The 20,741-nt window shown below is 45.8% G+C and carries 21 protein-coding genes; all 21 read left to right on the top strand.

Going from position 1 to position 20,741, the window contains the following annotated elements; translation table 11 throughout:
• The 21 genes from flgL (at window position 1) to QTL79_RS03090 (ending at window position 20,738) form a co-directional block, all read left to right on the top strand.
• Window positions 1-1,221: a flagellar hook-associated protein FlgL gene (gene flgL / locus QTL79_RS03190; RefSeq protein WP_346353490.1), complete on the top strand. Its 1,221-nt coding sequence runs from the start codon at window positions 1-3 to the stop codon at window positions 1,219-1,221.
• Window positions 1,222-1,233: 12 nt separating this feature from the next.
• Entirely contained in the window at window positions 1,234-1,803 is a 570-nt protein-coding gene (locus tag QTL79_RS03185) for a DUF6470 family protein (RefSeq protein ID WP_346353489.1), read from the top strand.
• A gap of 52 nt (window positions 1,804-1,855) precedes the next feature.
• Window positions 1,856-2,317 (top strand): flagellar assembly protein FliW, encoded by a 462-nt coding sequence (gene fliW, locus QTL79_RS03180; RefSeq protein WP_346353488.1) that lies wholly within the window; start codon window positions 1,856-1,858, stop codon window positions 2,315-2,317.
• Between the two features lie 2 nt (window positions 2,318-2,319).
• Window positions 2,320-2,553, top strand: a complete 234-nt coding sequence (csrA, locus tag QTL79_RS03175; protein ID WP_346353487.1) for a carbon storage regulator CsrA — start codon at window positions 2,320-2,322, stop codon at window positions 2,551-2,553.
• 74 nt (window positions 2,554-2,627) lie between these two features.
• The gene (locus tag QTL79_RS03170; protein ID WP_346353486.1) at window positions 2,628-3,038 is read left to right on the top strand and encodes a flagellar protein FlaG; all 411 of its coding nucleotides are present in this window, start codon (window positions 2,628-2,630) and stop codon (window positions 3,036-3,038) included.
• Between the two features lie 48 nt (window positions 3,039-3,086).
• The gene (fliD, locus tag QTL79_RS03165; protein WP_346353485.1) at window positions 3,087-4,997 is read left to right on the top strand and encodes a flagellar filament capping protein FliD; all 1,911 of its coding nucleotides are present in this window, start codon (window positions 3,087-3,089) and stop codon (window positions 4,995-4,997) included.
• Window positions 4,998-5,061: 64 nt separating this feature from the next.
• Window positions 5,062-5,457, top strand: a complete 396-nt coding sequence (fliS, locus tag QTL79_RS03160; RefSeq protein WP_346353484.1) for a flagellar export chaperone FliS — start codon at window positions 5,062-5,064, stop codon at window positions 5,455-5,457.
• Entirely contained in the window at window positions 5,454-5,765 is a 312-nt protein-coding gene (locus tag QTL79_RS03155; protein WP_346353483.1) for a flagellar protein FliT, read from the top strand. The genes fliS and QTL79_RS03155 overlap by 4 nt, the downstream gene beginning before the upstream one ends.
• Window positions 5,766-5,939: 174 nt before the next feature.
• Entirely contained in the window at window positions 5,940-7,175 is a 1,236-nt protein-coding gene (locus tag QTL79_RS03150; RefSeq protein ID WP_346353482.1) for a flagellin N-terminal helical domain-containing protein, read from the top strand.
• A gap of 93 nt (window positions 7,176-7,268) precedes the next feature.
• Window positions 7,269-7,532 carry a DUF8042 domain-containing protein gene (locus tag QTL79_RS03145; protein ID WP_346353481.1) on the top strand — a complete coding sequence of 88 codons (264 nt, stop codon included), beginning with the start codon at window positions 7,269-7,271 and terminating at the stop codon, window positions 7,530-7,532.
• A gap of 2 nt (window positions 7,533-7,534) precedes the next feature.
• Complete coding sequence (locus QTL79_RS03140; RefSeq protein WP_346353480.1) at window positions 7,535-9,391, top strand: motility associated factor glycosyltransferase family protein; 1,857 nt, start codon at window positions 7,535-7,537, stop codon at window positions 9,389-9,391.
• A gap of 88 nt (window positions 9,392-9,479) precedes the next feature.
• Window positions 9,480-11,399 carry a glycosyltransferase gene (locus QTL79_RS03135; RefSeq protein WP_346353479.1) on the top strand — a complete coding sequence of 640 codons (1,920 nt, stop codon included), beginning with the start codon at window positions 9,480-9,482 and terminating at the stop codon, window positions 11,397-11,399.
• The gene (gene rfbF, locus QTL79_RS03130) at window positions 11,396-12,169 is read left to right on the top strand and encodes a glucose-1-phosphate cytidylyltransferase (RefSeq protein ID WP_346353478.1); all 774 of its coding nucleotides are present in this window, start codon (window positions 11,396-11,398) and stop codon (window positions 12,167-12,169) included. Before QTL79_RS03135 ends, rfbF begins: the two co-directional genes overlap by 4 nt.
• Window positions 12,170-12,178: 9 nt before the next feature.
• Entirely contained in the window at window positions 12,179-13,252 is a 1,074-nt protein-coding gene (rfbG, locus tag QTL79_RS03125) for a CDP-glucose 4,6-dehydratase (protein WP_346353477.1), read from the top strand.
• 38 nt (window positions 13,253-13,290) lie between these two features.
• A complete protein-coding gene (locus QTL79_RS03120) occupies window positions 13,291-14,517 on the top strand; it encodes a class I SAM-dependent methyltransferase (protein ID WP_346353476.1) in 1,227 nt (408 codons plus the stop codon).
• Window positions 14,514-15,464 carry an NAD-dependent epimerase/dehydratase family protein gene (locus tag QTL79_RS03115; protein ID WP_346353475.1) on the top strand — a complete coding sequence of 317 codons (951 nt, stop codon included), beginning with the start codon at window positions 14,514-14,516 and terminating at the stop codon, window positions 15,462-15,464. The genes QTL79_RS03120 and QTL79_RS03115 overlap by 4 nt, the downstream gene beginning before the upstream one ends.
• The gene (locus QTL79_RS03110) at window positions 15,461-16,558 is read left to right on the top strand and encodes a class I SAM-dependent methyltransferase (protein ID WP_346353474.1); all 1,098 of its coding nucleotides are present in this window, start codon (window positions 15,461-15,463) and stop codon (window positions 16,556-16,558) included. The genes QTL79_RS03115 and QTL79_RS03110 overlap by 4 nt, the downstream gene beginning before the upstream one ends.
• Window positions 16,559-16,589: 31 nt before the next feature.
• Window positions 16,590-17,393 (top strand): transketolase, encoded by an 804-nt coding sequence (locus tag QTL79_RS03105; RefSeq protein WP_346353473.1) that lies wholly within the window; start codon window positions 16,590-16,592, stop codon window positions 17,391-17,393.
• Window positions 17,390-18,325, top strand: coding sequence for a transketolase family protein (locus QTL79_RS03100; protein ID WP_346353472.1), 936 nt, complete (start codon window positions 17,390-17,392; stop codon window positions 18,323-18,325). The genes QTL79_RS03105 and QTL79_RS03100 overlap by 4 nt, the downstream gene beginning before the upstream one ends.
• 230 nt (window positions 18,326-18,555) lie before the next feature.
• Window positions 18,556-19,566, top strand: coding sequence for an NAD-dependent 4,6-dehydratase LegB (locus tag QTL79_RS03095; protein WP_346353471.1), 1,011 nt, complete (start codon window positions 18,556-18,558; stop codon window positions 19,564-19,566).
• A complete protein-coding gene (locus QTL79_RS03090) occupies window positions 19,563-20,738 on the top strand; it encodes a LegC family aminotransferase (RefSeq protein WP_346353470.1) in 1,176 nt (391 codons plus the stop codon). Before QTL79_RS03095 ends, QTL79_RS03090 begins: the two co-directional genes overlap by 4 nt.
• Window positions 20,739-20,741 lie beyond the last annotated feature (3 nt).

Genomic DNA, 20,741 nt, shown 5'->3' with positions numbered 1-20,741 from the left:
ATGAGAATTTCAAATAATATGCTGCTGAACAATTACCTGACCAGTTTAAACCAATCCTTGGCGCGGCAAAGCGAGATCCAACAGAAACTCTCGGATGGAAAGGATCTGCACAAACCGTCCGATGATCCGGTTCGTACTATTCGTGCCTTAAAGTTTCACACGGAATTGGCAGGCAATGAACAATTCACGCAACACGTTAAAGACGCCGTGTCGTGGATGGAGCAGACCGACCAATCGCTGCAGGATATGGGCAAGGTCATCCAACGCGCGAAAGAATTGACGATCCAGGCGGTCGGTCCGAATGATACGACGGCTTATCAGGCGATTGGCAAGGAAATTGATGAACTGATTAATCAGGCGGTCAGTCTGGCCAACACGCAAGTTGGCGATCGATATCTTTTTTCTGGCCAAAAAGATAAGAATCAGCCGGTCGTTAGAACGAAGGATGCTGCAGGAAATGACCAATTTGTCTATAACGGTGACAATAATAAAATATCGATGGTATTGCAAAACGGCGGAGCAAATCCTACGCAAGACAGTGTAAATTTAACTGCGCCGGAAATTTTTGGGCCAAACATGGAGTTGCTTTACAATCTGTCTAAAATCAAGAACGAACTTGTGAGTGGTACGCCTAATTTGCAAAACATCAGTGAGGCAAATCCGATCTATGTTACGCAATCCAATGCTGTAGGTGGAAGCGCCTCGGTGACTAAGACTAGCACACCGCTCAATGGCGGTCCATATGCTTGTCAGGTGAGGTTGAATACGTTGGGGGCAGGCGGCGTACCAGCTACCGTTGATTATTCGACCGATGGCGGTACTACCTGGAATACCGGGGTTGCGACGCCAGGAGGTACATTGACGATTCCAATGGGCGCGGCAGCGAATTTGGCGACGATCAGCATCAATGGCAATGCGGCTAATGCGGCTGGTGACACCTATAACTTCAACATCGGCAGTTACATGGGCAATCTGGACAGCGATTACAATCGATTATTGTCGCAACATACCCAAATGGGTAGCCGGATGTCGATGTATAATATGGCGGAAAGCATGTTGGAAAATAATAGTACGACGATTACCGATAATTTATCGGCCAATGAGGATCTCGACATGCCAAAGGCAATCATTGATTTTAAGAACAGTGAAAATGTCTATAATGCAGCGTTGGCAGTCGGAGCAAAAATTTTACCGCAATCGCTGGTCGATTTTCTCAAGTAGGAGGTGGACGCGATGCTGCTACTGAATATCAGCCAACAATATGCAAAAATCAGTCTTGATAGCAAACCGCCGCAAATTCAGCTGCAGACCGCGCCGGCAGAGCTGAACATCGAAACCGAAGCGGCGACGGTGGAAATCCACTCGCCGCAAGGGAAGTTAACGATCGACTCTACCGCGATGCGTGCATCTTACGGCATCAAGACAAGGGAACAGATGATCAGGGAAGACGCGGACCGTGGCATGCAGGCGGCGCAGGAGTTTGTCGCTAAAACGGCAGAAGACGGTGACCGACTGGGTAATTATGCGAGAAGTGGCGCTACGGTAACCCAGTTGGCAGCGGAGTCTTCTATAAAGGCGCAAAAGGAAATCACATGGGCTTGGTTGGAGCCGCCGGAGATTCACTATGAGGCGCAACCGGTCGAATTTCAGGTTCAGCCGGGTAGCATCCAATTCAATCCGACGAGTGCGACGTTTGATAATCAATTGAATTGGGGAGAAGTGAACGTCGGTATGCAGCAATACCAAAGCGTAAAGTTTTGGACGACGGAAGCAAGTTATGCTACGATGGACATAAGGGCTTGAACGGCGCCTGCCTAAAGGCGCTTTTGCCCATATATAGGAGAGGTGGAGCAATATGCAGATTGAATCGACCCGCTTCGGCATAGTAGAAGTCGACGAAAAAGATGTGCTTTGTTTCGAACACGGCATGCTTGGTTTTCCGGAAGAACAGCGCTTTGCGTTTATCGCATATGGTGAAGAAAGTCCTTTTGCCTTTTTGCAGGCGCTAAACAATCCGGAACTGACCTTCATGGTGGTCGACGCGTTTCAATTTTTTGGCGACTATCAGTTTGAACTCGAGGATGCCATCGCAATTGAGCTAGCAGTATCACCGGATGAGCCGCCGCAAATTCTCAACATTGTCACAGTACCGGAGAAGACGGAAGAAATGACCGCCAACCTGTTGGCGCCGCTGGTGATCAATCGCAAAAGCGGCAAAGCACGCCAGGTTGTGCTGGAAAACTCCCAATATTCATTGCGCCAACGTTTGTTTCCCGACGGTTTTCCTAAGGAAACGACGAGCGGGGAGGGGAAATAGCGATGCTGGCATTGACTCGCAGGGCGGGTGAAAAATTGATCATTGGCGACAATATCGTACTTACGATTGTCGAAGTGCGCGGTGATAACGTCAAGATCGCTATCGAAGCGCCGAAAGACGTGAAAATTTATCGCGGTGAAATTTATGCGGCGATTGTTGCCGAGAATAAGCAAGCGTTAGCGCCGCTGAGCGCCGAAGCGCTGGAGGCGATAAAAAAATTGCCGGGACGAAAATAATCCTAAGGAAAAGATGGATTGTTTTCGATAATATAAATGAAGAGTTTGATGAATAATGAGCGGGGTGTGATGACATGGATGTCAACAATGTAAAAACGCTGGATGCCGCGAGCACAGGATATGCGTCTTCTCCAGCCAGACCGGCTGCAGCAGATACTTCTACGGCCAGCGCGACCAAGGATGGCAACGTTGCGAAAACATCGTTTAAGGAACAGGAGGCCAGCGCCCAGGATCTGTACCTGGAAGCGTCCAAGAAATTGACGCGGACTGATGTGAAGAATATCAGCCAGGAACTGAATCATTTCATGGAACTGATTAACGCCGATATACGCTTTAAGATTCATGACGGAACGAAGCAACTGATCGTCCAAGTGGTGGACATGCAGCAGCAGAAAGTGCTGAAGCAGTTTCCGCCGGAAGAACTGCTTGACACGATGGCGCGGATCCGCGATTATGTTGGGGTCTTGCTGGATAAAAAAGCATAAGAACTAGCGATAAAGAAGCGTCAATACGAGTTGTAGGGAGGGGTTATTATGGCAGGCGGAGTATACGGGCTGAGCGGCTCGGGTATGGATATCGATGCGATGGTCAAGAAGATGTTGGCCGGTTCGCAAACGCATCTGGATAAGCTGAATCAAAACAAGACACTATTGCAATGGAGAAAAACCGAATACAATACAATTTATAGTTCGTTGGACACTTTCAATAAGGATACGGTTTTTAACTACAAGATGCAAGGGACGTTAATGCCAAAATCAGTCGCGATTGATAATGCCAACGTGGCCAGCGTCACGGCGAATGCTGACGCTATTAACTTCAGTCATACGGTTAATGTGGCCAATATTGCACAAGGGGCGGGCATGACCAGCGCTAACAACATTTCGGCGGTACCGATCACCTCGACGGCCAATTTGGCCGCACATTTAGGTATGGGCACCAACACGGTGATTGATCTGACGATCTCCGACGGTTCGACCAGCAAACAGCTGAGCAACAATGCCGACGGAAAATACCATATTGACGGCAATACCAGTATCTATAACCTGGTCAGCGACATCAACAAGCTGGGCTTGAATGTCCGGGCCAGTTATGATGCGACTTTGGATCGATTTTTCCTGACGTCGCCGCAGTCGGGGGCGGCCAACCAGATTACGCTTTCTTCGGCGGACGGAACGGGAACCGGCGGCGCGAATTCGCTGGCTGCAAAACTGGGTCTGGGTACTTCGGCGCTGGTTACAACCGCGGGTATCGTGAGCTCTTCAGCGATGGTAGATGGTAGCAGCAAACCGCTAGCGAGCAGTGCAGCATTAAAGGATTTGATCGGAGGTACCGATACGACGCTGAACCTAACGCTTTTCGACGGGACTAAAACGGTTGCTTTAGGCGGCGGGAGTTATAATACGGCCGGAAAAACAATCAACACGTTAGTCAATGACATCAACAATATGGGGCTTGATATTCGGGCAAATTATGACGCGAAATCGGGCCGCTTTACGGTGAGCCCGCTCGGAGCCGGAGATTCGGTATCGGTGACCGGCGCTACGGACGCAGCGGGGGCGAACCTGTGGAATAATGGATTGAAACTGGCCAACAATTCTACGGCTCCGGCGGCGAATTTCACCGCCGGTCGCAATGCGGTGCTGACAATTGACGGCGTCGCGCTCAACCAGGCAACGAACAATTTTACCATTTCCGGCGTAAGTTATGCGTTAAAAGGGACTGGCCCTGCTAACATCACCGTCACATCGGACGTGGAGAAAACCGTTGCCAACGTAAAGGCGTTCGTTGACTCGTACAACAAGATGATCGTGCAGTTGAACACTGAAATTGATCAGGCCAAGTACAAGGGGTATGCACCGCTGACCGATGAGCAGCGCGCAGCGATGAAAGATAGTGAAATTACCGCATGGGAAGCCAAAGCCAAAAGCGGATTGCTGCATAACGATACGTTGCTGAGAACAACCGTGCAAAAAATGCGCAGTGACTTGTCTGCTCCGATCGAGGGACTCAGCGGCATTTACAACAGTGCGGCCAGCATCGGCCTTACCACCGGATATTATACCGAAGGCGGTCAATTGCATCTGGATGAAACAAAATTGCGAACAGCCTTGCAGGCCGATCCGGAAATCGTTAATAAGATTTTCAGTAACAATTCAACGACCACTGGAGCTACGCATGCTTCCAAGGGTATTGGGGCTAGATTGTACGATACGGTAACTGATTCCAAAGCGGACTTGCTGACGCAAGCCGGGACGGCTGCGATTGCCAGTTATGACACCAAAAGCAATCTGGCCAAGCAACTAACCAAATCGACGAAGGAAATCACAACCTGGAAATCGCACATGAGCGATTTGCAGACGCGCTATTACAACCAATTTAATGCGATGGAGAGCGCACTGGCGGCCTTGAACAAACAGAGTTCCTGGCTCAGTCAACAAAAATAGGCGGTAAGATATGCCGAAAAGGATGACGCGTGTTGTCTTGGCTCGGCTTAGGAGGATGAGGGAAATGCATGCGAGTAACAGCGTGGCCAACACCTATAAGAACCAGCAGATCATGACGGCTTCGCCGGAAGAATTAACCCTGATGTTGTACAACGGGGCGATTCGTTTCGTAAGCGAAAGCATGGCGGCGCTCGAACAAAAGGATTTAGAGAAGGCGCATAACACCAATATGCGGGCTCAGGATATCGTTAGAGAGTTTATGAACACATTGAATATGGATTATGAAGTTTCCAAAGGATATTTCCAACTGTATGACTACATAGAATTTTCTCTGATCCAAGGGAATTTGAAAAATGATAGAGCGTTGCTGGCGGAAGCGAAGGACATGCTGCAGGAATTGCGCAATACCTGGGTGGAAGCGATGAAACTGTCGAGGCAGCAAAAGGCGGCCTCTTCATGACGATTGCGGCAAGCGAATCAGAATACTGGCAAAAATATCTCTATTTTACAAATGAATTGAAAAAATTTCTTGTTTGCGAAGATTGGGAGACTTTCAATAGTTTGTTGGAAGAGCGGCAAAAAATGCAAAGTGAACCTGCAGAGCCTTTGCAGGCGGAGCTTTATGATGAAATCAATCGACTCGATCAGGAACTGAAGAGTTTATTAAGTCAGAAGCTGTATCAGATGAAACAAAGCCAACAAGTTTCACGGGCTTACGAAAGTATGGGGCAAGAAGACACGGGGCTTTGGATGGATCGCAAGCGTTAAGAAAAAACATATAAAAAAAACGAAAAAAACACTTAAGGATTATTCCGGGAGCTACGATATCTTTAATGAGTAGTTCAGAAGCTGGAGTGTTATCCGGCCGGGAGCACTTCGGCGACTGACTCATAAAAAAATCAGGGCAAGGATGCCCGATTAAAATCAAGGAGGAATTTCATCATGATTATCAATCACAACGTACCGGCATTAAACACGTATAACAAGTTGAATGCAAACAACCAAGCGACCAGCAAATCCCTGGAAAAACTGTCTTCGGGTCTGCGTATCAACCGCGCTGGCGACGACGCTGCCGGCTTGGCAATTTCCGAAAAAATGCGTGGACAGATCCGTGGTCTGGACATGGCTGGCAAAAATGCACAGGACAGCATCTCGCTGATCCAAACCGCTGAAGGCGCACTGACTGAAACCCACAGCATTCTGCAACGTATGCGTGAGCTGGCTGTTCAATCGTCCAATGATACGAATACCGACTCCGACCGCAAGCAATTGCAAGCGGAAATCACCGCATCGATCACTGAAATCGACCGTATCGGCAACACCACTGAGTTCAATACCAAGAAACTGATCGACGGTTCCGCTAAAGGCGTGGCTGCTGCAGTTTCCGGTTCGTACCGCGTCAACAACAACTCCGCGTTGACCTTCGATCCGCTGAACACGACTGGTATGGCTTCGCTGACCACGGCAATGGGCTTGGGCGCTTCTTCGGTTGCTAACGGCGCATACATGATCGTTCGCGTCGCTGATACCGACACTACTTCCGGCGGCTTCACTGCTGCTGACTGGACGATCGTCGGACCTGGCGCTACGCAAATGACGGTTGCTTCCGCAGGCGCTGCCGGCATGACGCTGTCGAGCGATGCAGTAACCTTCGGCGCTGCTATGATCGGTACCGGCATGGCTTCGGTAACCGTGTCTCTGACGACTATGGATGCCAATGTCGCTGTTGGACAATCGGCTACCTTCGTCTTCTCGAAATTCCAAGCGGCTACGAGCAATCTTGGCAACTCGGTGATGACGCAAATCGGCGCTAATGCCGGCCAAACTGCGTTCATCTCGATGAGCGACATGAGAGCGGCTGCTCTGAATGTTGACAAAATCGACATCTCTACTAAATTCGGTGCGCAAACCGCAATCGAAACTGTTCAAAACGCTATGGATCTCGTGTCGACGCAACGCGCCAACATGGGTGCTATCCAAAACCGTTTGGAACACACCATCAACAACTTGAGCAGCGCTTCGGAAAACATCACCGCTGCCGAATCCCGCATCCGCGACGTAGATATGGCGAAGGAAATGATGTCGTTCCAAAAGAACAACATCCTCAACCAAGCCGCTACCGCAATGCTGGCGCAAGCCAACCAACAGCCGCAAGGCGTTCTGCAATTGCTGCGTTAATTGCAAAAGTAGTTTTAACCGAAAATGGTTTAAGGCCAGAGGCTATTTGTCTCTGGCCTTATCTATATGGGTTTGAGGAAGGAAGATATTGCTGTGAGAGAGAACAATATTCTAGAAACCATAACTGCCTTTCAAGAGGCTCTTTTTTCAGGCGAATTGACGGAGTTAGGAGAGCATTTTGCAAAAATTGCTGATGCGTTGGGTTCTTGGAGTGCTTGTTTAACGGAAGAAAGACAAATGCAATTGGTTGCTTTGTTGGAATCGGTCTTGAAGGCGTTTGCCAATCAGGATTATTTATTGGTTGCGGATTTATTGGAGTATCAGTTGCTGCCATTTGTGAAAGAGGGAGGCAAATAACAATGTCGTTACTGGCGAAAAACATGGAGATTATTCGCAAGCAATCGAGCCTGATGGCGAATGCCATTATTTCAAAGAGTGCTATGCCGGGAGAAATTGAATATGACGGAGAGCATGATGCACTTCAGTTGTGCATAGATGGGCGTCGGTTATTTCTACACAGTATTTACAACCGAGAACGGGAATTCAAAGAGATGTTTCGTGACGTGCCTGACCGTGTGACGCGGTTAATTATATTTGGTTTGGATGACGGTTCAATTTTGCATTATATAGAAAAACATTATCCTCGCTTGGAACATTTGCTAATTGTTGAGCCGCATGGAACTGTGCTGGAACGATTTTTGGCGGAAAACGATTTTTCCGCTAGTTTCACGCCGTTTAAAAAAGTTACTTTCTTAATAAATTATACGCTGGAAGACGCAGAAAAAAAGATTGAAGAGCTGCTGATCACTTCCGATGCGATCGAATATTATAATAGTGTGGTGTCTTTGTTTGCGTATCAGGTGGCCTATGGGGAGTACTATAGGGGACTGGTTCGGCAAGCTTTGAAAGCACTGCGCTTTTACCATGTCAATAAAACGACGCAGGATTCATTCAGAGTACTGTGGCTGATTAATTTTTGGCGCAATTTGCGACAGGCTGAAATTGATGTTAGCGAAATGCGCGGCGTATTTGAAGGAAGACCAGCTATTATTGTGTCGGCGGGGCCATCGTTGGGCAAGAATATTGGCCTCTTAGAGCGTTTAAAAGAAAAGGCTTTGATTATTGCGGTGGGCAGTTCGATCTCTATTTTGGAGAGTCACGGAATCACGCCTCATTTTAGGGTTGCGATTGACGGCGTGAAGGAAAATGAATTGATCTTCAAGAATGTCGCTACGGAAAAATGTCCATTGATTTATAGCGGTTATGCGTATCATCCAATGATCGAAAATTATCAGGGGCCTAAAATCCATATGTCTTTGACTGGACATCTATTACCCAATTATCTGTTTGAAAAGGCGGAGTGGCAATGCCTAACTGTTAGAAGCGGATTTTCCGTGGCGAATGTAGCGATGGATATGCTGCAGCAGTTAAAATGTTCTACGATTATTCTGCTTGGACAGGATTTATGCTATACCGAGGGGCGAATGCACGCACATGGCGCCTGGGACGGCGAATTTGATGATAAATATGTTAATGAGGAAGTTGAAACAGTCAATCAATTTGGTGAGAAAGTGTATACGGATCGTTTATTCTTGGGCATGAAGCTGGTGTTTGAAAAAATACTGGAAATGCATAAAAGAGACGCGACAGCCGCAACAGTTATCAATGCGACTGAAGGTGGGTTAAAAATAGAGGGCATGCTGCATAAATCGCTGGCAGAGGTAGAAGCCGAATATTTGACAACTACATACGAATTTGAGAGAGAAATTGCTGAACGGATAGCGGTTGAAAAAAGAAATTTGCCGTTGAAAAAAAATCAGCTGAAGAGTGCAGTTGATAATATGTATGAGCAGTTGGAAGAGCTGATCGAGTTGAATGAAAAAAACTGCAGAGATATTAGCAAGACCTTGCAATTGGTTGTAGCAAATGGCGGCAATAAGCAAATTATAAAAGGAATGGATAAAATAAGTAAAACATTCGCGTTGATGAATGGACAAGCGTTTTACCAACAGGTAATTCACCCGGAATTTGCCGATACCTTTAAACTGCGACTGTTTGCCAGTGGAATTGACGCTAAAAACTGGCGCGATACCGCAGAAAAAGATTTGAAGGTCTTCATCGGAAATACGCTTGAATTGGGGAAATATTTAGATCTTCTGAAAAATTTGACACAAGAATACCGGGGCGAGAAGACATTGAACATCACTATTGAATAATGATGCGTCATAAAACCAGGCGGCTAAAGTTTGTGCAAATGTGAATGTGAGAGAAAACGATGAAATCGAGCAAAGTTGAAGAGGTGCGATGATGGCCGAATTTAATGCTAAGATGAAAGCAGCACAGGAGTTTGCTTTGAAAGGAGAATTGCATAAAGCGCAAGAAGTTTATCAAAATATATTAATGGTTGATGATTGGCGAAGGAGGCATGGAGACGTTTTTTATGAACTGGGCGTGTGCCTGTTTCAAAGTAAAGAATATGATGAAGCCGTTCAAATGTTTATTAAGGCCTATAATAAGGCGCATAAAAAAGAACAGGTATTAAAACTGTTAAGTGATGCTTGTTATCTACCTAACATCCCGACTTTTCGTGAAGCTTATGAGAAAAATCAAAAGGCATTGCAAAAGGCTTATCCGGAATTGGGAAAGATTTCATTTGAAGATCTCCCGCTTCAGTTTGTTCCAGTGTCGGAAACAAAATTCTATATTTTTGATAAACGAAAGCGCGAATTTGCCGGTGCGATACAGATTGAGGATTGTTTTGGCGATAGATTTCTCAGTGAGAGAAGGCCGACGCTGCTCTTCAAAAATCTTTACCATGTAAAAGAAATAGAAAAACATATTAGCAAGCAGCAAAAAGATTCGCTTTGCTTGGTGTATGATCCGGTAGAAGAGTTTTTGGCATACTGTCAGATTGTCGATTTTACGCCGATCATTCAAAATGCAAACGTAAAAATGATTTTTAATCTGGTGGATTTTGTCAAAGAGTTTGCCGGTCAAGGTGCTTTACCGAAGTGTTTGGTGAATGCTGACAAAGAGGATATATATACGAGATTCATAGAATTTTCCCAACGCATAATCGGTGAAAAAAATAAAGAGCTAGATGTTTCTTTTTCATGCCCGGTTATTGAGAACAAAAGCGATGTAAGAAAATTCCTGACGCAGTTAGCGTGGAGGCCAAGCCAGCAAAAGATCTTGCTGAGCATTGCCATTCCGACGTGGAATCGTGGACAACATGCGTTAGACAACGTAAAGCATATCTTAAAGTTGAAATGTAGCGAAGAAGTGGAGATTGTTGTAAGTGACAACGGGTCAGCGGATGAAGATGGAAAATATAAGGAACTTAGCCAAATTGATGATGTTCGGCTTAAATATTACAAAAATGAAATCAATCTTAGAGTTGCCGCGAATATCCTTTTGGCGATTGAACGGGCGCAGGGGAAATTCGTCTATTTGATCAGTGACGAAGATTTTGTTAATTTGGAAGCGATTCCGCGACTGCTGAAAGTTTTGCGCACTGCGGAGGACGTAGCGATTTTACACGGTTCCGTTCAGGGGCCGAATATGCAAGGAAGGTTAGAAGATTATGAATTTGCAGCAGGTTATGAATCGTTGTTAAATGCTGCGTTTCATTTCAACTATTTTTCGGCGGGCATTTACAACAGGGATCTTATTATTGCACATAAATTGTATGATAAATATCTGGATAAAGTGGATGAATATGTTGCGTATCCGCATTTATACCTCGAGGCATTATTGTGTACTGTGGGGAAAGATAAAATATTGGGTGACATCTTGTGCATCGAAGGAGCAGAAGCGGAGTTTCAAAGCGAGGATGTTGCTGCAGCCGAAATAAGTTCCGTCTATTCCTTTGAGAGTCGATTGGAACAGCATACACAGTTCTTGGAAATGGCGGAAGATGTGCTGACGATGATGGGCGAGAAGAACGAATTTAAAAAAACGGATATATACTTGAAATTGTGTTGTAAGACAATACGCTTAATCATTTTGGTAAACGGACCGAATTATCAAAAACGGCGCGATTTATGCCTGCTTACAAGGTATGCATATTATTATTGTTTGAAGTCAGTTGCTGCATTAATTACGGATGCTCGCGCCAAGAGCCGACTTGCCAGTGCTTTGAAAGTGGCGTGTGAAAGATTCTGGCTTGATTTTCATGGGCAGTATGGTGAAATCAATAAGAAAGGTGCAGGGCTAGGAATATGAAGGTTGTTATTTTAGCAGGCGGGTTTGGCACACGTATAAGCGAAGAATCTCATTTGAAGCCCAAACCGATGATTGAGATAGGACATCGCCCGATTCTTTGGCATATTATGAAACTGTATTCGCATTATGGATTTAATGATTTTGTGATCTGCCTTGGTTATAAGGGCTATTGCATCAAGGAATATTTTGCACATTATTTTTTGCATGAAGCAGACATTACTTTTGATTTTACGATGTCTAACCAGCAGTTTATTCATAACCATCAAGCCGAGCCGTGGAAAGTGACTTTGGTGAATACTGGAATTGAGACGATGACTGGGGGGCGGGTGAAAAGAGCGCAGCCGTATATTGGAAATGAGACATTCATGTTGACTTATGGCGATGGCGTCAGTGATGTAGATATTAAAAGTCTGGTTCAATATCACAAGGCTCACGGCAAACGTGCGACGGTCACTTCGGTTCAGCCGTCAGGCCGCTTTGGGGCATTGGATATAACTGCAGAGAATACGGTGGCTGGCTTTCAAGAAAAGCCTCAAGGGGACGGCGGTTGGATCAATGCGGGATTCTTCGTTTTAGAACCGGAAATTTTTGACTATATCGAAGGAGACAGCACGATATTCGAGCGTTCACCGATGGAAAATCTGGCGAAGGATAATCAATTGGTCGCATACAAGCATGACGGATTCTGGCAACCAATGGACACAGTACGTGACAAAGATGCATTGGAAGAGTTATGGCGGAATAAAAAAGCGCCATGGAAATTGTGGTGAAGAATCTTTATGAAGATGAGTAAGGACTTCTGGAGCGGAAAAAAAGTATTTATTACTGGGCATACGGGATTCAAAGGCTCATGGCTGAGTCTTTGGCTGCATATGCTGGGGGCGGAAGTGACGGGATATGCTTTGAATCCGCCGACCGACCCAGCCCTATTTACGTTATGCCGGATACATGAACTTGTTACATCAATAATCGGAGACATTCGGGATCGGGAAAAAGTGCAAGCAGAAATGCTGAAAGCGCAGCCGGAGATTGTCATCCATATGGCGGCTCAGCCATTGGTGAGAGAGTCTTATCTGAATCCGGCGGAAACCTATGAAATTAATGTGATGGGTACGGTGAATCTATTTGAGGCTGTGCGAAAATGCAATTCGGTCAAAGCGGTTGTCAATGTCACGACCGATAAGTGCTATGAAAATAAAGAATGGCCGTGGGGTTACCGTGAGAATGAACCGATGGGCGGTTACGACCCGTATTCAAATAGCAAAAGTTGTTCGGAATTGATAACGGCCTCATACCGTGATTCATTTTTCAACGCTAAAGAGTATGCTAAACATGGAACCGCAGTGGCATCGGCGAGAGCCGGCAATGTGATCGGTGGCGGCGATTGGGCAAAAGATCGATTGATCCCCGATTGTATTCGCTCCTTGATAAATGGAGAGAAAATCGGCATCAGAAATCCAAGGGCGATACGGCCATGGCAGCATGTTGTAGAACCGCTTGGAGGTTATCTGCTGTTGGCCCGGGAGCTTTATGAGACGGGAATGGAATTTGCGGAGGGCTGGAATTTTGGCCCCAATGATACGGATGCAAAATCAGTCGAATGGATTGTTGAAACCTTATGCCGCAAATGGGGCGACGGGGCAAGCTATGAGGTGAATACAGGAGAACAGCCTCATGAGGCCAATTATTTGAAATTGGACATTTCCAAAGCAAAACATCGTCTTGCGTGGAATCCGAAATGGAGTTTAGAGACGGGTTTGGATAGAATTATCGTATGGAATACTGCCTATTTAGGGAACGAAGATATGCGAGAAATAACCTTAAAGCAAATAGAAGAGTATGTGAAGGAATAGGTTTTTAACATAAAATGAATTTTGTGAGGAGGAAAGGTATGGCTAATATAGAGGTTCATGAACGGAAGAATTGTCGGATATGCGGCTCGAAGAACGTAATAAAGTGGGTTCACTTGCCGCAAATGCCTTTGACGGACCAACTACTTTTGCCGGACAATTTTGCGTCGGAATTTTTATTTGATATTGACGTATATGTATGTTCGGACTGCCATGCTTCGCAAATTCTTCACGACATAGACTATGGTCAGTATTACTTGGATTATAATTATTCGGTCGCCGGGTCGGCAAAGGCGACGGATTTTATGAAGAAACTCGCAAAAGCCGTTGTTGATACGTTTCAGTTGCAAGAAGGGGCGATCTGCGTGGAAATCGGATCGGGAGATGGCGCACAGCTAGCTTGTTTTAAAGAGTTGGGAGTGAAAGTCTACGGTTATGAACCATCAGCTGCTTTATGCGACGTGAGTGAGGCAATTGGCGTTCCTGTCTATCAGGGACTGTTTACTGAGCAGTCAATAGAATATATACCGCAAGAATATCGTCCTGCAGACGTTTTGCTTCTTACCTATACATTTGATCATATACCGGAGCCGATGAGTTTTCTCAAGGCGGCTAAGCAAATCATTAATCCGCAAACAGGACTATTGATTATGGAAGTGCACGATCTTGATAAAATAATGGAGCGACATGAGTATTGTCTGTTTGAGCATGAACATTCCGTTTACCTATCACTGGAGACGATGAAAAAAGTCTTGTATAAAGCAGGTTTTCTCATAGTGACGCATGAGATCCTGCCAGAAGAGGATCGACGCGGCAATTCGCTGTTGGTTGTGGCGGCGCCGTTTGAATCTGTCCATGCAGCAAAGGCTATGCCGATTGACGACAATGACGGATATGATTTGAACCGACATGCAATATTTGCCGATGAACTTACACATGCAATCGACAGGTTAGATGATTTAGTTGAAGGCTATTGGAAGCAAGGAAAGAAAATCGCGGGTTATGGCGCCGGAGGTCGAGGCGTGATGACGCTGGCAGCGATGCAATCGGCATCTAGGTTGGAATATGTTTGCGATCAAAATAAAAATTTTCAAGGTAAGTTTATGCCGAAGACACATCTGCCAATCGTGGCGCCAGAAGAACTGGGGATAAACCCCGTTGACGTGCTGCTTGTATTTAGTTTTGGTTATATCGATGAAATCCGTACTGCCGTACTGGCGCTACCCAACGCACCGAGGGAGATCATCTCGCTGTTGGAGGTAATATGAAGCAAGAAAGATCTTCAATGAGAGTAGTCGTTACCGGCGCGACCGGATTTATCGGCTCGTATCTTGTAAAACATATACTTGCGCAAGGGGGGGAAGTCGCTGCGATAGTGCGTAAAAATTCTCCTAATTTAAGTCGCCTGCCGAATGATAGCAAGTTGACCATTATTGGAGCAGACCTTGATGATGTTGCGGAGTGGTCAAAAAAATTAGCAGATTTTAAACCGCAAATTTTCTATCACTTGGCATGGAAAGGCGTAGGGAATAAGGAGCGAAATGATTTTAAACAAGTGGAAAATATAAAACTTTCACTTGATACGCTAAAAGCAGCAAAAGAATTAGGCTGTGTCAAGTGGATCGGTGCCGGCTCACAGGCGGAGTATGGAACGTTGCATTGTCGCATTGCAGAAACGGATCCGACGCAACCGACAACCTTATATGGAGAAGCAAAACTTGCAACTTGCAGAATGTCTCGACTGGTTGGAGAACAACTAGGGTTAGACGTCGTTTGGGTAAGGATATTTAGCACGTATGGCGTGGGTGATAACGAAGGATGGCTTTTGCCGGATGTGATAAAAAAATTGTTAGGCAGGGAGAAGCCGATGCTGACGTTAGGCGAGCAGCTATGGGATTATCTTCAGGTGGTGGATGCTGCCGAAGCATTTTGGCTGCTAGGTATAACGGAAAAAGTAACGGGAATCTATAATCTTGGTTCGGGAAAAAGTCAGACAATCAGAAGCGTTGTAGAGCTTGTGCGTGACTTGATTGATCCTGAATTAGAACTTGGATTTGGGGAAGTCGCTTATCGACCGGATCAGGTTATGTATCTGGAGGCGAATATTGAAAAACTTACAAGAGACAGTGGCTGGCGACCTAAAACAGATATTGCAACAGGCGTAGCCGAGTTGATCCGATATTTGCGAAGTGTAGTACAGGGGGGAGAAAAATGAAATGCAGAATTTGCGGGAAACAGGCGGCACTATATGAAACGTTTTCCAATATTGTAATAGAACCATCGAAGCTTCATTCAGAGCCGATTTTATCGGAAGGCGTAGATGTGAATCTGTTTAACTGTGAGGCGTGCGGCCATTTTCAGATCCCTTATATCAATGAAAACAACTATGATGAATACATCATTTCTACCGGATTCTCATCAAAGATGCATAATTTGCAAAGTGAGCAAGCGCAAAAATTGGCTGGCTATGCTAAGCAAAAAAGACAGTTCATTGAAGTCGGCTGTGGTGATGGTCATTTTTTAGCGAAAGCAGCGCAGCATTTTGAGAAGGTGGTGGGCGTTGAACCATCTAAACCGTTTTATGAAATATGCACTGCGCGTGGCTTAACAATAATTAATGAATATCTATCAGAGGAGACAAAATTTGAGGGGGAAATTGACGCGTTTGCCGCTCGACAAGTCTTTGAACATTTGGATGATCCGGCAAAAATTTTACAAATAATACATTCAAAAATAGACACGGAAGCAGTTGGCTTGATTGAAGTGCCCAACATGCAAAAGATAGTAGCACAAGGTCGATATTACGATCTGTTTTCAGATCATATAAATTATTTCACACCGTTAAGTTTGTGTAAAATGGTTATTGACAGCGGGTTTGATATACTGCTGTTGCAGGAAAATTTTGACGGGGATTATTTGGAAATATTTATCAGAAAAAGCAATGAGGCAGTCAAATTGAAATGCAAAAGAGATGACGATTATAACTTGATCAAGCAGTGTTTACACAAGTATCCTGTAGTTTCTGTTTGGGGAGCCGGGTTAAAGGCGCAATCGATAATGACGGCATTTGCGGAAACAGTAAAATTCAGATATGTGTTTGATTCAGATGTAAATAAACAGGGAAAATATATTGTCAATTGCATTGAAGAAATTACGCAACCGACAAGTACTAAGGTGAATGAAAGTGATTTGATAATCGTCATGGCGATTTCATATCAGGATGAGATTGTTAATGTTATTAGAAATGAGTATGGTTATCGTGGTGATATCTTGTGCTTTAAAGACAAACCGGAAATAATAAGGTTTTGAATGGAGCAGATTTATAGAGGAGCGCTAGCGCATGTGTGAAAAAAAAAATAGCAAGTTAATAAATATTAAAAAAAATGTAGTGAAGATGACGCATGTTTCTAAAGCATCGCACGTTGGAAGTTGTCTATCTATTGTGGATATTTTGTATGTACTTTATTTTAAAATAATGAAAATTGATGTGAGAAATCCGCAATTTTCAGAGCGGGATAAATTCATTTTAAGCAAAGGTCACGCCAGCGCTGCTTTATATGCGACACTGGCAGAAAGAGGGTTCTTTGCCGAAAAAATACTTGAAGAATTTTACACGGATAATGGCAAATTGCCAGGTCATTTAGATAAAGAGGCTATTCCCGGCGTAGAAGTGTCATCAGGTTCACTTGGTCATGGGCTGTCGATTGGCGTGGGGATGGCGCTCGCCAATAAACTGCAGAATAATCCCGGCAGGATTATCGTCCTTTTAGGTGATGGTGAGTGCAATGAGGGATCGGTGTGGGAGGCAATTATGCTTGCACCCAATATTAACCTGGACAATTTGCTTGTAATTGTGGACTATAACAAGTTACAAGGTTTTGGACGAACGAACGAAATTATTCAACAAGAAAATATTAAGCGCAGGTGGCAAGAATTTTTATGGGAAGCCTGTGAAATTAACGGACATAATCTACGTGAGATTGAAGAAGCGCTGCTGAAACCGCAGAAAGGGCCGAAAGTTATTATCGCCCATACGGTAAAAGGCAATGGCGTGTCTTTTATGGAAGACAAATTGGAATGGCACTATAAATCGCCAAATGAAGAGCAATTGGAACAGTCAATTCGCGAATTGGATGGGTTATGATGAGAAATACATTTATAAAAACATTAATAGAGCAGGCAAGGGTCGATGACAGTATATTTGTAATTACGCCGGATCTTGGATTTTCGGTATTGGAGACGTTTCGTGAGGAATTTCCCAGTCGCTTTCTTAATGTAGGTATAGCGGAGCAAAATGCGATTGGCGTTGCCGCAGGATTGGCTTTATCCGGATATAAAGTATATGTCTATAGTATAATTCCTTTCATCACGATGCGTTGCTACGAGCAGATCAGACTTGAGGCTGCTTACATGAATACAAACATTAGACTGGTTGGTGTTGGCGCCGGGTTTTCTTATGGAGCGCAAGGTGCAACGCACCATGCGCTGGAGGACATTGCCATTATGAGAGTGTTACCGAATATGACGGTGTGCTGCCCTGGTGATCCGATCGAAGTAGAAGCATTGACGAAGGAAAGTTTTCACCATCAAGGCCCGATGTTTATTCGTCTGGCGAAAAATGGAGAAGTTAACATTCATGAAGCTGACACAGAAATAACGCTAGGAAAAGCAATCAGCGTGACGCACGGAGAGGATTTAGCTCTGATCACCACTAGCAATATGCTAGAGCAAGGGCGACAATGGGTTTGCGAATGGTCAGCAAAAGGAATAAATGCAGAACTTATCTCAATGCACACGATTAAGCCGCTGGATATTGAAAAGATCAATACATTGATCAGAGCCGGAAAGCCGATAATAACATTAGAGGAACACAGCATAATCGGAGGACTTGGCAGTGCAGTCGCCGAAGTAATTGCTGAGAGCGGCTGCGGCATAAAGTTCAAACGAGTCGCGGTTCCTGATCGATATTCACACACCGTCGGACATCAGCAGCGATTGCGTAAGCATTTTGAAATTGAAAAGGTAAATCTTAAGGACGTTGGAATACGGTGGGAAGTGGAGAACAACGAAAAATAAGGAATGTTTGCAGTGAACCATGTTTCAGAAATTATCAGTAAGGAGATTGCGTAAGCAAGTTCATCTTACTGGATCTTGAAACAGGGTTTGCTGTTTTCTTATTGAATGACTTAACAATTGAAGAAAAGAATACGATAAAAAAGTAGGCACTGAACTCAAAGTGCCTTTATCTGATTTATTGACATAAGTATTAGGGATGAGATCGTTAAACAAAGGGGGCAAGAATCCCAATGCAAAAAAAAGAAAAACGTATTTTAATAACCGGGGCAGATGGTTTTATCGGCTCCCATCTGACTGAAGAATTAGTTCGTCGAGGGCATTCCGTAAAAGCCTTTACCCTTTATAATTCTTTTAATTCATGGGGCTGGCTGGATCATGCAGCGCAAGAGGTCAAAGACAGTTTGGACGTGTTTTCCGGCGACATCCGCGACCCCTACGGCGTCAAGACCGCGATGAAGGGCTGCGATATCGTGTTGCATCTGGCTGCGCTGATCGCCATTCCTTATTCCTATCATTCGCCGGATACCTATGTGGATACCAATATCAAAGGCACGTTGAACGTCGTACAGGCGGCGCGCGAACTGGGCGTGGAAAAGGTGGTGCACACCTCGACCAGCGAAGTATACGGTACGGCACGCTTTGTGCCGATCACCGAGGAACATCCGTTGCAGGGCCAGTCGCCGTATTCGGCGAGCAAGATCGGCGCGGATCAAATCGCGATGTCGTTTTACAATTCGTTCAACACGCCGGTGGCGATCATCCGTCCGTTCAATACCTACGGACCGCGGCAGTCGGCCAGGGCGGTCATCCCGACGATCATCACGCAGATCGCCAACGGCAAGCGCAGGATAAAACTGGGCTCGATCACGCCGACACGTGATTTCAATTATGTGAAAGATACGGTGCGCGGTTTTATCGCGGTCGCGGAAGCGGAAAAGGCCGTCGGCGAAGTAATCAATATCGGCAGCAATTATGAAATCTCAATCGGCGATACGGTCAAGCTGATTGCCGAAGTGATGGGCGCATCGATTGAAATCGAAACCGATGAAAACCGCCTGCGTCCGGAAAAGAGTGAAGTGGAACGTTTGTGGGCGGAGAATAAAAAAGCGAAGGCTCTGCTTGGTTGGGAACCGGCTTACGGTGGGCGGGACGGCTTTAAACGGGGCTTACAGGAAACGGTCGAGTGGTTCACCGACAAGGCGAACCTAAAACAATATAAGGCAGATGTGTATAACATATGAAAAATGCAGCGGAAAGCATTAACTTGAATGAAATTGTAGAAACGATCCGCTCCGTGATCGAGACGGATAGCGCGATCGTCCCTTTGCATGAGCCCTTGTTCGCAGGCAATGAGTGGCAGTATGTCAAAGAATGCATCGATACGCGTTGGGTATCGTCCGTGGGCAAATATGTCGATTTGTTCGAAGAAAAACTAGCGGAGTTTACCGGCGTGAAACGGGCCGTTGCCGTGGTTAACGGCACCGCCGCGCTTCACATCTGCCTGAAGCTGGTCGGCGTCGAGCAAGGCGATGAAGTCCTGATGCCGGCGCTGACGTTCATTGCGACCGCGAATGCAGTGAGTTATTGCGGCGCGGTGCCGCATTTCATCGACAGTGAAATGAACACACTCGGCGTGGACGCGAAGAAGCTGCGTCGCTATTTGAGCGAGATCGCCGAAGTGAAGGCGGAAGGCTGCTTTAACAAAAAGACGGGACGACGCATCAAAGCGGTCGTGCCGATGCATACTTTCGGCCATCCGGTCGATCTGGAAGGCTTGGTTGCGGTCTGCGAAGAATTCTCGCTGGAATTGATTGAGGATGCCGCGGAGTCACTGGGTTCCTATTATAAAGGAAAGCACACCGGAAACTGGGGACGGGTGACTGCGCTCAGTTTTAACGGCAACAAGGTGATCACGACCGGCGGCGGCGGTGCGATCTTGACCAATGACCCGGAACTGGGCAGGCTGGCCAAGCATTTGACGACGCAGGCCAAGCTGCCGCATCAATGGGAATTCCGCCATGATATGGTCGGCTATAATTATCGTTTGCCGAATATCAACGCGGCGCTAGGCTGTGCGCAATTGGAAACGCTGCCGCAATTCTTAGCGAAAAAGCGGAATTTGGCTGCGCGTTATCAGGCTGCTTTTGCAAAGATCAGCGGTGTTACGTTTGTCAGCGAGTCGGAACATTGTACCAGCAATTACTGGTTGAATGCCATCTTATTGCAAACGGAATTTAGCGCAAAGCGCGATGCGCTGCTGACGCTTGCGCATGAGCGCGGCATCATGGCGCGTCCGGCGTGGGATCTGATGTATACGTTGCCGATGTTTAGCTCTTTTCCGCGCATGGACTGCCCAGTCGCCGAACGGATCGCGGCAAGCTTGATCAACATACCGAGCAGTGTAAACCTATGAAGC

Origin of the sequence: Azotosporobacter soli (genome assembly GCF_030542965.1) — a bacterium.
GTDB classification, from domain to species: Bacteria; Bacillota; Negativicutes; order SG130; family SG130; genus Azotosporobacter; species Azotosporobacter soli.
Note: the sequence above shows the minus strand (reverse complement) of the source record. Positions and strands in the feature narration are given on the sequence as shown.

Bases quoted from the DNA above. Each gene is read 5' to 3' on its own strand.
- fliD (WP_346353485.1), top strand. From the start codon at position 3,087: ATGGCAGGCGGAGTATACGGGCTGAGCGGCTCGGGTATGGATATCGAT.
- QTL79_RS03090 (WP_346353470.1), top strand. From the start codon at position 19,563: ATGAAAAATGCAGCGGAAAGCATTAACTTGAATGAAATTGTAGAAACG.
- rfbF (WP_346353478.1), top strand. From the start codon at position 11,396: ATGAAGGTTGTTATTTTAGCAGGCGGGTTTGGCACACGTATAAGCGAA.
- QTL79_RS03155 (WP_346353483.1), top strand. From the start codon at position 5,454: ATGACGATTGCGGCAAGCGAATCAGAATACTGGCAAAAATATCTCTAT.
- QTL79_RS03185 (WP_346353489.1), top strand. From the start codon at position 1,234: ATGCTGCTACTGAATATCAGCCAACAATATGCAAAAATCAGTCTTGAT.
- fliW (WP_346353488.1), top strand. From the start codon at position 1,856: ATGCAGATTGAATCGACCCGCTTCGGCATAGTAGAAGTCGACGAAAAA.
- flgL (WP_346353490.1), top strand. From the start codon at position 1: ATGAGAATTTCAAATAATATGCTGCTGAACAATTACCTGACCAGTTTA.
- rfbG (WP_346353477.1), top strand. From the start codon at position 12,179: ATGAAGATGAGTAAGGACTTCTGGAGCGGAAAAAAAGTATTTATTACT.
- QTL79_RS03135 (WP_346353479.1), top strand. From the start codon at position 9,480: ATGATGGCCGAATTTAATGCTAAGATGAAAGCAGCACAGGAGTTTGCT.
- QTL79_RS03095 (WP_346353471.1), top strand. From the start codon at position 18,556: ATGCAAAAAAAAGAAAAACGTATTTTAATAACCGGGGCAGATGGTTTT.
- QTL79_RS03150 (WP_346353482.1), top strand. From the start codon at position 5,940: ATGATTATCAATCACAACGTACCGGCATTAAACACGTATAACAAGTTG.
- QTL79_RS03170 (WP_346353486.1), top strand. From the start codon at position 2,628: ATGGATGTCAACAATGTAAAAACGCTGGATGCCGCGAGCACAGGATAT.
- csrA (WP_346353487.1), top strand. From the start codon at position 2,320: ATGCTGGCATTGACTCGCAGGGCGGGTGAAAAATTGATCATTGGCGAC.
- QTL79_RS03115 (WP_346353475.1), top strand. From the start codon at position 14,514: ATGAAGCAAGAAAGATCTTCAATGAGAGTAGTCGTTACCGGCGCGACC.
- QTL79_RS03140 (WP_346353480.1), top strand. From the start codon at position 7,535: ATGTCGTTACTGGCGAAAAACATGGAGATTATTCGCAAGCAATCGAGC.
- QTL79_RS03110 (WP_346353474.1), top strand. From the start codon at position 15,461: ATGAAATGCAGAATTTGCGGGAAACAGGCGGCACTATATGAAACGTTT.
- QTL79_RS03105 (WP_346353473.1), top strand. From the start codon at position 16,590: ATGTGTGAAAAAAAAAATAGCAAGTTAATAAATATTAAAAAAAATGTA.
- QTL79_RS03100 (WP_346353472.1), top strand. From the start codon at position 17,390: ATGATGAGAAATACATTTATAAAAACATTAATAGAGCAGGCAAGGGTC.
- fliS (WP_346353484.1), top strand. From the start codon at position 5,062: ATGCATGCGAGTAACAGCGTGGCCAACACCTATAAGAACCAGCAGATC.
- QTL79_RS03120 (WP_346353476.1), top strand. From the start codon at position 13,291: ATGGCTAATATAGAGGTTCATGAACGGAAGAATTGTCGGATATGCGGC.